General features: G+C 55.2%; 19 protein-coding genes. All 19 read right to left on the minus strand.

Annotated elements, in window-relative coordinates:
* Window positions 1-100: 100 nt before the first annotated feature.
* Complete coding sequence (locus KP003_RS16720) at window positions 101-556, minus strand: phage terminase small subunit P27 family (protein WP_217299959.1); 456 nt, start codon at window positions 554-556, stop codon at window positions 101-103.
* Window positions 557-663: 107 nt separating this feature from the next.
* Window positions 664-906 (minus strand): hypothetical protein, encoded by a 243-nt coding sequence (locus KP003_RS16725; protein ID WP_217299960.1) that lies wholly within the window; start codon window positions 904-906, stop codon window positions 664-666.
* Window positions 906-1250: an HNH endonuclease gene (locus KP003_RS21640; RefSeq protein WP_217299961.1), complete on the minus strand. Its 345-nt coding sequence runs from the start codon at window positions 1248-1250 to the stop codon at window positions 906-908. The genes KP003_RS16725 and KP003_RS21640 overlap by 1 nt, the downstream gene beginning before the upstream one ends.
* Before the next feature lie 88 nt (window positions 1251-1338).
* The gene (locus KP003_RS16735; protein ID WP_217299962.1) at window positions 1339-1833 is read right to left on the minus strand and encodes a hypothetical protein; all 495 of its coding nucleotides are present in this window, start codon (window positions 1831-1833) and stop codon (window positions 1339-1341) included.
* The gene (locus KP003_RS16740; RefSeq protein WP_217299963.1) at window positions 1830-2570 is read right to left on the minus strand and encodes a hypothetical protein; all 741 of its coding nucleotides are present in this window, start codon (window positions 2568-2570) and stop codon (window positions 1830-1832) included. Before KP003_RS16740 ends, KP003_RS16735 begins: the two co-directional genes overlap by 4 nt.
* A 41-nt stretch (window positions 2571-2611) precedes the next feature.
* Window positions 2612-2926: a hypothetical protein gene (locus tag KP003_RS16745; protein ID WP_217299964.1), complete on the minus strand. Its 315-nt coding sequence runs from the start codon at window positions 2924-2926 to the stop codon at window positions 2612-2614.
* A 276-nt stretch (window positions 2927-3202) separates the two neighbouring features.
* Window positions 3203-3400, minus strand: coding sequence for a hypothetical protein (locus KP003_RS16750; protein WP_217299965.1), 198 nt, complete (start codon window positions 3398-3400; stop codon window positions 3203-3205).
* Between the two features lie 30 nt (window positions 3401-3430).
* Window positions 3431-3805, minus strand: a complete 375-nt coding sequence (locus KP003_RS16755) for a hypothetical protein (protein WP_217299966.1) — start codon at window positions 3803-3805, stop codon at window positions 3431-3433.
* A 180-nt stretch (window positions 3806-3985) separates the two neighbouring features.
* Window positions 3986-4540: a hypothetical protein gene (locus tag KP003_RS16760; protein WP_217299967.1), complete on the minus strand. Its 555-nt coding sequence runs from the start codon at window positions 4538-4540 to the stop codon at window positions 3986-3988.
* A gap of 345 nt (window positions 4541-4885) precedes the next feature.
* Window positions 4886-5590 carry a hypothetical protein gene (locus KP003_RS16765; protein ID WP_217299968.1) on the minus strand — a complete coding sequence of 235 codons (705 nt, stop codon included), beginning with the start codon at window positions 5588-5590 and terminating at the stop codon, window positions 4886-4888.
* A 27-nt stretch (window positions 5591-5617) separates the two neighbouring features.
* A complete protein-coding gene (locus KP003_RS16770) occupies window positions 5618-6022 on the minus strand; it encodes a hypothetical protein (RefSeq protein WP_217299969.1) in 405 nt (134 codons plus the stop codon).
* A complete protein-coding gene (locus KP003_RS16775; RefSeq protein ID WP_217299970.1) occupies window positions 6019-6738 on the minus strand; it encodes a DNA cytosine methyltransferase in 720 nt (239 codons plus the stop codon). Before KP003_RS16775 ends, KP003_RS16770 begins: the two co-directional genes overlap by 4 nt.
* Window positions 6735-7055: a hypothetical protein gene (locus KP003_RS16780; protein WP_217299971.1), complete on the minus strand. Its 321-nt coding sequence runs from the start codon at window positions 7053-7055 to the stop codon at window positions 6735-6737. The genes KP003_RS16775 and KP003_RS16780 overlap by 4 nt, the downstream gene beginning before the upstream one ends.
* A gap of 22 nt (window positions 7056-7077) precedes the next feature.
* A complete protein-coding gene (locus KP003_RS16785; protein ID WP_217299972.1) occupies window positions 7078-7224 on the minus strand; it encodes a hypothetical protein in 147 nt (48 codons plus the stop codon).
* The gene (locus KP003_RS16790) at window positions 7224-7511 is read right to left on the minus strand and encodes a hypothetical protein (protein WP_217299973.1); all 288 of its coding nucleotides are present in this window, start codon (window positions 7509-7511) and stop codon (window positions 7224-7226) included. The genes KP003_RS16785 and KP003_RS16790 overlap by 1 nt, the downstream gene beginning before the upstream one ends.
* On the minus strand, window positions 7508-7984 hold the full coding sequence (locus KP003_RS16795) for a RuvC family protein (RefSeq protein WP_217299974.1): 477 nt from the start codon (window positions 7982-7984) through the stop codon (window positions 7508-7510). The genes KP003_RS16790 and KP003_RS16795 overlap by 4 nt, the downstream gene beginning before the upstream one ends.
* Before the next feature lie 84 nt (window positions 7985-8068).
* Entirely contained in the window at window positions 8069-8644 is a 576-nt protein-coding gene (locus tag KP003_RS16800) for a hypothetical protein (protein WP_217299975.1), read from the minus strand.
* The gene (locus KP003_RS16805) at window positions 8641-9333 is read right to left on the minus strand and encodes a YqaJ viral recombinase family protein (protein WP_217299976.1); all 693 of its coding nucleotides are present in this window, start codon (window positions 9331-9333) and stop codon (window positions 8641-8643) included. Before KP003_RS16805 ends, KP003_RS16800 begins: the two co-directional genes overlap by 4 nt.
* Window positions 9330-9560 (minus strand): SIR2 family NAD-dependent protein deacylase, encoded by a 231-nt coding sequence (locus tag KP003_RS16810; RefSeq protein ID WP_217299977.1) that lies wholly within the window; start codon window positions 9558-9560, stop codon window positions 9330-9332. Before KP003_RS16810 ends, KP003_RS16805 begins: the two co-directional genes overlap by 4 nt.
* Window positions 9561-9565 lie beyond the last annotated feature (5 nt).

Consider the following 9565-nt stretch of genomic DNA (forward strand, 5'->3'; position numbering starts at 1 on the left):
ATCCAAACGAAACGCTGTCCATCACTACACCTAACAAAAACACCCATAGGTGACATAATTCCGTAGCTATTGGGCGAGGATAAATGCTCCTTGACATAGGTCATTTGAAAAATCGCTCCTTCCCTTCAGGCTTATCAGGCTGTCTCGGCACCGCGTTAACCTTACTGCGGTCTGCCGGAGTCATGCCAAAAGTGGCCAGCAACTTGCGGGCGATTTCCATGGAGTGGTTGCTGATACCGACAAGCGGCGATTGAATGGTGTTGCCGTTTGAGGTGGTGTCGAGCAAGCCGGTCTCCAGGATCTTCCGCTCTGCCTCGATGTGCCGCCCGTACGCCTGGCAGTACATTGCCAGCGCGGAGAGGTCGAGGTCACTGATGATGCCCATCTCATCAAGGAGTGGTGTGATACGCTCCCATTCGGCTTTGGCATCTTCGGAAAGGTGCGCCGGCATCTCGGGTATCTTGACTTCCGGCTGCGGCTCGCTCGGGTTGCTGCGGTCTTTTCGATCTGTTCCGCCTACCACCTTCAAAGGCGTTGGTTTTCTAGTTCGGCCCATATTGACCCCCTTTTGTTTTTTCGTCATTGCGTAAGCGTGGGCTCACACGCGGTTTCTAATGAAAACACCTGAGAGATTTAGCCCACCCCCACCCTTTTACGATTGGGTTACAGACATATTTCATTGATCAATACGGGACCAGCAGCGCCAAACTTCTTGATCCTCAGCGTAACAGCATAGTCTCCGGTCTCTTTATGAAGGCAAAGTCCAGCTGACACCCCGTCCGCTATGAGACACGGTTCATAATGATCACAGAAGGTCACCTCAACTATGTCTATGCGCTCCTCAGCCAATGCATTTGCCAACCGTCTCAACCTCTCAACCATGTGAGTTCTATCTTTCTCGTTCATCACTTCCTCCAATGATGCCCACCATCCACAGGCACACCGTCTATCCCACAGTCCGCCCTCACCTTCCCCTTACCCTTCTTATTCCCGAACGATCCATCCTCGAAGGCCGTCTTGCGAGAGTGGCAGGAGTGGCACAGCGATTGGTGGTTGGCCGGTTCCCAAAAGAGCGGATCACTCGGCCCACTCACAGCCTGGATGTGGTCGACATGCCCGCCGTGCTCCACGCTTGTCAGCACTCCACGTGCCAGACAATCAACGCACAATGGGTTCTCCTTGCGATACTGCCTTGAGTACGCCGCCCACCTTGCCCCATACCCTCGCTGTGCTGCTGTCCCTCTGTTCACTCAAAGCCTCCAAATTTGCTTTACAAGCCCTATCATTTGCTTTACTGCGGTCCTACTATTCGCCATGGTGCGTTCTGCCTTTCCTGCCCTATCCTGCTTTATCCTCACCCCAAACCCGCTGTAGTTCAATACCCGCTTTGCCGTATCCGACACCCGGGTAACTCGTCTCCATCGCTCTAAGGCAGTCCAGCTTCACGCTTTCGGGTTGGTCGGTGAGCATCAGTTTCAGTGCCTGGATAGCGTGCTTGCCGTGCATATCCGACATTTCGCGGGAGAAGATGTTCGGCTGCTTGTCCAACTCAGTCCTATTACTGCCACCCTTTTGCTTGTTCCACTCGTCCTCTCGCTGTTTGGCCTGCTCGTTGGCGATCTTCTTTGCTTCCTGCTTTACTCGCTCAAGCAACCTATCAGGCGGGGGAAGGTAAGACATAGTGAGACAGATTCCGTCAACTGCCGCCTCAATCGCCTTATCTGGCTGTGCTATCAACTCAGGCCAGATGTCCCGCATCCCTTTCTCGGTGAACTGCTTCTTGAATTGGGCCGTGAGCGTCTTGACTGCGTGCTTTGCAACCTCTGCACTCATGCGTTGTCTCCTGTCGGCAAATCATCCAGCCATGCCATGTCGTCCCTTTTCCCTTTGCCGTCAAGCACCGCCTTGATGTAGCTGAAAGAACCGGCGCCATTCTCGCCCCCGATCCGGAAAGCTTCGCGTATCTGCTCGGCGGGATACTTCTGACAGCACTCGTTGCTATCGTTGTTGAGGATGCCAGGCATCAGTTTGCCAAAGGCTTGGAAGTAAAGATCGGCGAATTCTTTTCTCGTCATCTTCGACCCCTCGGTGATAGGGGAAGGGGAATCAGGAATCAGGAATCCGGAATCAGGAATCAGCCCGGCTAGCATAAGGCAAGCACGGTGCTTGCACGATGCTGGTATAGTGCTGGCACCAGACTCTTTATTTTCCAAGCAGTTAATGGTACATTGCGCCACAGTTGGGATAGTTGACGGCGCTTCCTTTTTATGCGGGTTCTGGTGCTTGTTGAAGTTCAGAATCTGAATGTATCGGTTGTTTCCGTCCGAGTACCGGACTATGAAGTTGCCAGCACTGTGCTCTAACTGTGCTAGCATGGTGCTAACACCGTGCTCGCCTGGTGCATCGTAGGCAAAGTATTCTGCGGCCAGTCTCCTGGGGCGTTCTTCAAGCCTCCCCTCGCGATCTGCTTCACACCACAGCGCCATGAATAAGAGGCGAGTGAGCGGCGGCAATTCGGAAAGATGCTCGTTTTTGAAAAAGCCCGGTTTGATATTTCTGCTTCTTGCCACCCTCTCACCCCCTATCCATCACAAATTGCGGTGCTGCTGACTTACTGCTCCTCCGGTATGGCTTCGATGGCGGCAATAAGCCTACTGCATGCGGTTATCGGTATCGGCAAGGATGCCCACGCACTGGCAAGCGCGTTGATATGCCCAATTGCCTCCTCCTTCATCTCCCTCCTGCCAAGGGCGCGGCCGGCGGTGAAAGCGGATTGCACGACTTCCGCTAGCCTGTCGCGCCACAATAGTTCTTGGTCGCCAGCCGGTTCTTCGTGCTCAATAAACATGGTGAGCGGAGTACCTTCACCGGCCTCGTTCATACTGCAAGCCACGTCATATTCTGGTAGTTCAAACTCCTTGCTCATTGGGCCTCCTCCCACGGTTTGGATTCAATTGAATTGGTATCGGGCAGCGGTAGCCAATGAGTGCAAATGCGGCTCCCCATGTGGCGGCTAGTTTGAATAGTCGGATACAAAGAATATGGCCCTTTCCCGCCCCTAAGAGGTGCCATGCCTTGGAAAAAGAAAACTGCATCCTTTGGCTTTTTCTTCAATTTGTCGTAAGTTTCAATTGGTTGCCATTCCACCACTTCCCCCTCCCCGCGCCCCTTGCGCGGATAGTCATTTCGCGGCGGTGGGCCGCTAGTATTCTGTCTTGGAAGTTTTCATGCTGCCAATCATTGCCGCATATCCGATGCCTTTGGGAGTCATTTTCCAGAATTCCAAAGTGCCGTCAAACTGTTCTACACCCACCTTGATGCCTCTTGGCAACGCTTTGACCGCCGCTTTCACCGCTTCCATTGCGGCCTTCTCTTTTTCGGTGCATTCGTGGTATTTCATCCCCTACTCCCCCTCGCCGCGCTCGGACGGCTACCAATTGTGCTTTACAGCCATTTCGTTGCAGTACCGGATGGCATCTGCGGTTGCTTCCTTCTCCGCCTCAATCAGCCTTAAAAGTGCCTGCTCTACTGCTTGGTTGATGGTGGGTTGCCAGCCGCTCCAATGACGTACCGGTGTGTAAATCTGAAGACGATGTTTATGGGGTTCGTCAACCTGGTTATCCAAGGTGTACCCGTACCCCTTCTCCACCAGCCTGTTCAGCGCCTCGATGCACTCGGCTTTAGAGAAAAATGGCTTATATACCGGATGCGCTATACCTTCCGGCTTAAGCCAAAGTTCTCCATCTTCATTCTTCTCCCACCCCATCCAAAATGCCAAAGGCTCAAACTCTTGCGGTGTGTTCATGGGTTCTCCTTTACCAGCGTGAAAGTTCCTCTAGGGTTTCAGCCTCAGAAAAGAAGTGATCCTCACCATATGCGGGACTATCACCTCTCAATTTTCTAGCCGCGTTCTCCGCCTTCATAGCTTCGATTCGGGCCATGCACGCAAACGCCCTCATCAAACGGCAAGCAGTTCCATCGTCCATCATTTCCCCTCCTTGATCGGCAGGGCGCGAAGCACCGTCTGCACATCCTGGCACGGCCAAACTGTCCCGCATTTCGCACACAAGTCCGGCAACGGTTTCATCTCTATCAAATGCTTGCGGTCCATGATGAAAGAGCGGTGGCCTGATACGTGGCGATGCGGACCCTCATGCCCCGCTTTCAAGTCGCACCATACAGGCGGGTTGCGCGGACCACTGACTCGCTGTTCGGTTTCCTTGTATCTTGCTTGGCAGCGAGTGTTCGGCACCCGCACGTGGCCAAGAGTGGTTAAGGTGTCCTCCTGCCCCTGTGCGTAGGTGGGAGGGGTGGAGGCGGAATTACTGAAGATCGAAACTATCGTTTTGACTTGTTGAGGCGTAAGGTCAGGGAAGCAACTCAGTAGCAACCCTACTTTCCCTGATATTTCTGCACACGCAAAGTCGGAGGATGCTTGGCTTACACGCTGGTTTAGCATAACTTTCTCCCTGAAATCTTTTCTTGATAGGTCGCTTAGTTCGTTCGCGCTGTCCAAAAATTTCTCATATTTCTCGCTCACTTGCTGGCCTCCTTCTCTTTCAATTCTGCGTACCTAAAAAACGTTTCAGCCGCTTTTTGGTCGCCCAGTTGCTCGGCTTTTATCGCTCTTTGTAGTGCTTGGCTGGGTTTGAGAGCAAAACCTCTTCGCAGGTACATGCCCCGTCATGGTAGCCTTGACATTCGCAGGTGTGGGCGTAGGTGGGAGGGGTGGAGTCAGAAGACAACTCAGCAAACAGTTCTTTTGCTTGGCAAGCTCTGCAAAATTTAGGTCTATGCTGCTCAAATTCTTGGTGCCCTGTGTTATCACACTCCCAGTTTACGGAACAGTCCCTAATAAACTCTTTGATCTTTTCGCTTAAGGCGCTCATTCTCCCCTCTCCTTGGCGGCTTCGCGGATGGCGGCCTTGATCTTATTCAGCGTAAATTTGAAGTCGGAAACCCGCATGATGAATTTGCCGTCTAGAAGATCCTCTAGGCCGACAAGTGTTGCATCTATCAAATCGTGGCCCTTCATGCAGCCCGCCCCAAACTGCTCCTTGGCGGATTGCTGGGCGGCGGTCCTGAGTTCAATTTCACGCTCAAGGGCGTTCGAGTAAGAACTGATTCTGCCGTCGCGCTCTTTAAGGTTGGCAGCTTGTGCATCCACTATCTTAGCCAGCCGCTCGTTCTCGGCGCGGAGTTCGTCGCGCTCCGTGGTGAGCCGCATCACGTCCCCTGCTTCGATGCTGATCTGAATGTCTGCCGCTTCCCACCCCGCTTTCGCTTCGTCCCGCTCCTTTTCAGCCTCATGCAGTTTCGCCAGCAGATTGTCGGCGTGCTTCTGAGTCGATACGTTCAAGTGGAACATCCGCTCGACTTCCTGCTCTGCTGCGGCGAGGCGGGTGCGGAGGTCGGTAACATCGGGCAGGTCCTCACCAATAAAAGCCAACAGGTTTTCAGCACAGCGGCGGATTTCGGGCTTGAAATCGTCAATGTCATCCCGGCCCGACAGCCAGCCATGGCCGATGCTCAACGCACGCTCACCGTTCAAATGGACCTCTACGGCCCACGTTTCAATCTCTTTACGCATCTCTCGCTCCTTTGCCGTGTGGCTAGGCTAATAACTGCAAATCGCCCTTCTCATCATCCGCTCAGCCAGCAAGTCCTGATTCAGCCCTTCCCGCACCTTGAGCAGCCGCCGCCATTCCGCCTGGTTCTCCCTTTCCACCTGTGCCGCCGTTTTGACGATCTTGACCGGCTGGCGTTTCTTCGGCTTGGCTACTTCGATCTGCGGGTAAGCCTTGGTGATGCGCTCTTTCGACCCTCGCTGGCACTCTAGGCCGCGTTCGTGTTTGCACTCGGCACAGTAGACGTTGAGACCATAGACGATGGTGTCACAGCCAACCGTCGCGCACTTGTGCGGCTTCTTCTCGCGGCATTTGGCGCAGTAGCCGGAGTCTTGCGGTGCCAGGTCGGAGCAATCGGGGTTCAGGCAGCGGATGAGGATGGTTTGAGTTGTCATGCTAAAATCCTCCATGCCAGCGCCGCCACCGCTGGAATTTGACCATTGCCAATGGCTTTAAGTCGGTCCACCCTAGCGGCCACCCCATTAGCCACTCTACCCACGTCGGGTTCAACGTCCCACCACTGAACTCTGATAGGCTTTGCCCCGCTGCGCGACCCCTCTCTTTTTGTGTTTTGCCCTTCCCGCTCCTGTAATCCCTGGAACATGGAGTTGGAAACATCGCCTTTGGCAACAATCCAAATCCGTTCACGTTTATGAGGCGCTCCAGAATTGACAGCTCCCAGCACTCCCCATTTTGCATCAAACCCCAGCGCGGCCAGGTCTCCAAGAACTCTTCCAAGCCCCCTTGAAGTAAGTATTGGTGAGTTTTCCACGAGGACGTAACTGGGTCGAACTTCGCTAATGATTCGCCGCATTTCTGACCAGAGTCCGCTCCGCTCTCCGTTAAGCCCTGCGCCTTTTCCTGCAACGCTGATGTCTTGGCAGGGAAACCCTCCAGAAACCACGTCAACACGTCCTCGCCAAGGTCTGCCGTCAAAGGTGCGAATGTCATCCCAGACAGGGAACGGGTCGAGAATGCCGTCATTCTGTCGCTGCATAAGTACGCTAGCGGCGTAGGGTTCGATTTCGACGGCGCAGACGGTTTTCCATCCAAGGAGTTTGCCACCGAGTATGCCTCCACCAGCGCCCGCGAAAAGTGCCAGCTCATTCACTTCGCCTCCTTATGTTCCGGCCACCGCCCCTTAACCTGCTCCATCTCCGCGAGGTCTGCCGGCGTCAGCTCGTCAAAGAATCCGTCCATAGCGTTTTGAGCTCGGCAGAGGTAGCGATCGCACTTGGCGATCATGCTGTCCTCAACTCTGCCCGGGAAGCTGTCATGTAGCCGCACCAGACTCTTCATCAGCGATTCGGCCACCTGCTGCTGATAGGTGGTGAGTTCAAGTCCGGTGACGTGGTTCATGACGGCTTCAATCAGCGACAGCCCGGCCACCACCGCGACGTGCTCGCGCGGTAACATCACTTCGACCATTGCGGCTCTTGCTCTGGCGGCTTTACCCATGGGAAACCTTCCCTTCCGCCGCCGCCACAAATAGCTCCCGCACCTCATCCAGGCTCAGCTTGTCAACCGCGGCTGATTCCTTGTCGTTGAGGCGGATGCTGAAGACGTGGCAGCGCGGGTTTTCTTTCATCTTGCCCATTATTTGGCCCTCCGATGGTGCAAACACTGCCCGTTTGCCAGCCGTAGCCCGCCGCCGCATTTCTTATCGTCGAGGCAGGTGGCACAGGATTCGACAGTGGCATTGCAGCGGCGCAAGAGTTCGGCAAGTTCCGGCGTCTGCACGTCCTGCTGCTCATGCTTGGCGCCGTGGACGTGACTGGTGACGTAGTGAAAGCGGCTCGCGTCCAGCATCATCTTGAGCATCATTTCCATCATCGGGCCGACATAGCCGTCCCAGTGCGCTTCGGCGCGTTCTTTCGGTGTCATTTGGTGGCCCTCCTTCCGTACTCCGCAATCAGCAGGGCATCAGCGCGGCCAATGTCTTTTTTGCGCTTTAACCAGTCGGTAACTTCGGGGTGAAGCTGCTGCGCCCTTCCCCTCGCCGCATCCTTGTCGCCAATCCCCTGCATGAGCATCTTTTTCCACGCCTGCGGTGTGACGAGGGTATAAGGGATTTGAAGCGCGGCGAGGATGCCCAACCAGAGGCCAAAGCCTTTGCCGAAGTTGAACATGGAGGTAACGCCCTGCCCGGGCATTGCGCCGACTTTTTCGATGAAACAGTGAACACCGGGCTTGTTGTGTATCCGAAGAATCTCAGCCATTTCAGACGGCAAGTATTCCGTTTTGCTGCCCTTGCCTTTTTTGACTTGCTCGGTGGGAGTGTCAAAAACATTTACACACACGCCGTTTATGAGGATTGCAACCGCTCCAGTTTGGCCGGGGTCTATGCCGATAATCATGTAAATCTCCCTTGAGATAGATTGAGAAAAAAGACCGCGCAAGACAGGAGGATGTGCGAGCGCGGCCATGCCCAGTGGGCGCAATTATTCGGGGGGTCGGGCGGCTTTCTGTTCGTCCACCCACTTCAGCACCTCGGCAAACTTGTCGGCCGGGATCTCGCTGGTTGACTTGACCTTGAAGTGCGCCAGGAGTTCGGCAGGCTGCACGGCGTCGCCCATTGCCGCGACTATTTCCTTGCGCTGGTCGGTGGTGAGTGTGGCTGCTTGCACAACCAACGGCTTCACGGTGAACGGTTTGCGGCTCGCCCTGGTTGCGGTGAGTGCCATAGTAAACGGCGCGTCGATGTGGCTCATGTGGCTAATGCGGATGCCGCCGACGGCGGCACCTCCGAAAGCCACGGTAGGGTCGCCGTAGAGGATCAAGCTGCGGCCCACGTACTCGTTGCCGTCCCTGCCCCATACGTTGACGAGGACGCGGCGCATCGACTTGCACGGCTTCCACGGCTTGCCGTTGTCGTTCTCGTAGTGGACGGCAATGGGTTGGTCACCGTTAACCGCCGTGACCTTGGTGATCTTGATGGTCATAGGCTGTCCGCCCACGAAGTCATCAAAGTTCAGTTGGTCGCTCTTGGGTGTTGTTGTCTTGGAAATGTCGATCACAGCATTATCTCCTGTTCAATATGGCGCTCGGTAGGTATCAGCCACTCGCTTTTGCTGGTGATGTCGCGGTAGGCGTCGATCACCTCTTGCACCTTCTTTTCAAAGGCAGTCGCAGCGGCGATGATGGCTTCCTGAATCTTCGGGTCCGGATACACGCGCACCGTCACCATTTCCAGCCCGCCGCTGTAGCTGATGAAGTCGATCCACTCGCGCTCGCTGACGAGTAGCCCGGTCTGGTGCTGAATCACGTAATCGGCGGGAATGGTGTCTGCCGGCACGTTTTCCACGATGGTCTGAATCTGGAACTTCTGCCGGCGGCTCTTGCACTCTATGGCGCCGTCATCGCCCACCAGCCCATCCGGTGAATACCCGATGGTGAAGCCCCATTTGTCGTTCGTGATGAAGCCCATCTCTTTGACGGGTGCAAATCTATCGTTGTAGAGGTTGCGGGCGCGAATCTCGTCATCAAAGCCGCGCATCATGTCATCGCTGATGTAGCAGGGCTCGACGTGGCCGGTAATGCGTTGCGCAGCTATTTCGTAGACGTGGGCGCGGGTCTTGTCGTTGTCGGCGACCTTGAGCGCAGACGTGATGATCAGCTTCATCTCGGAAGCCGTGAGGATGCCGCGACGGAGTGCGAGCCATTCATCCGAGCCCTGGATGATGTCGGAGTGGTACTTGATGGTCACGCCGCCACCTCCCGCTTGTTTGCCGCCTGCACCGCGTCCAGTGCCTTGGTCAGATTCTCCACCGCCACGTCAGGGTCGATGTCCCGCGTCATGGGAAAATGACAGTACGGGCAGAGCGGCGACAGGTCGCGGAAACCTGGCTTGTAGAGGGTGACAATTACGATTTCCGCGCCGCACTCCTCGCAATCCGCCTTGATACTCTTGATTTCGCCCAGATCTTTAGGCATACTTC

It is taken from the genome of Geomonas diazotrophica, from assembly GCF_019063885.1.
Classification (GTDB): domain Bacteria; phylum Desulfobacterota; class Desulfuromonadia; order Geobacterales; family Geobacteraceae; genus Geomonas; species Geomonas diazotrophica.

Bases quoted from the DNA above. Each gene is read 5' to 3' on its own strand.
- KP003_RS16765 (WP_217299968.1), bottom strand. From the start codon at position 5,590: ATGCGTAAAGAGATTGAAACGTGGGCCGTAGAGGTCCATTTGAACGGT.
- KP003_RS16755 (WP_217299966.1), bottom strand. From the start codon at position 3,805: ATGAACACACCGCAAGAGTTTGAGCCTTTGGCATTTTGGATGGGGTGG.
- KP003_RS16810 (WP_217299977.1), bottom strand. From the start codon at position 9,560: ATGCCTAAAGATCTGGGCGAAATCAAGAGTATCAAGGCGGATTGCGAG.
- KP003_RS16770 (WP_217299969.1), bottom strand. From the start codon at position 6,022: ATGACAACTCAAACCATCCTCATCCGCTGCCTGAACCCCGATTGCTCC.
- KP003_RS16745 (WP_217299964.1), bottom strand. From the start codon at position 2,926: ATGAGCAAGGAGTTTGAACTACCAGAATATGACGTGGCTTGCAGTATG.
- KP003_RS16725 (WP_217299960.1), bottom strand. From the start codon at position 906: ATGAACGAGAAAGATAGAACTCACATGGTTGAGAGGTTGAGACGGTTG.
- KP003_RS16735 (WP_217299962.1), bottom strand. From the start codon at position 1,833: ATGAGTGCAGAGGTTGCAAAGCACGCAGTCAAGACGCTCACGGCCCAA.
- KP003_RS16785 (WP_217299972.1), bottom strand. From the start codon at position 7,224: ATGGGCAAGATGAAAGAAAACCCGCGCTGCCACGTCTTCAGCATCCGC.
- KP003_RS16790 (WP_217299973.1), bottom strand. From the start codon at position 7,511: ATGACACCGAAAGAACGCGCCGAAGCGCACTGGGACGGCTATGTCGGC.
- KP003_RS16780 (WP_217299971.1), bottom strand. From the start codon at position 7,055: ATGGTCGAAGTGATGTTACCGCGCGAGCACGTCGCGGTGGTGGCCGGG.
- KP003_RS16720 (WP_217299959.1), bottom strand. From the start codon at position 556: ATGGGCCGAACTAGAAAACCAACGCCTTTGAAGGTGGTAGGCGGAACA.
- KP003_RS16795 (WP_217299974.1), bottom strand. From the start codon at position 7,984: ATGATTATCGGCATAGACCCCGGCCAAACTGGAGCGGTTGCAATCCTC.
- KP003_RS16750 (WP_217299965.1), bottom strand. From the start codon at position 3,400: ATGAAATACCACGAATGCACCGAAAAAGAGAAGGCCGCAATGGAAGCG.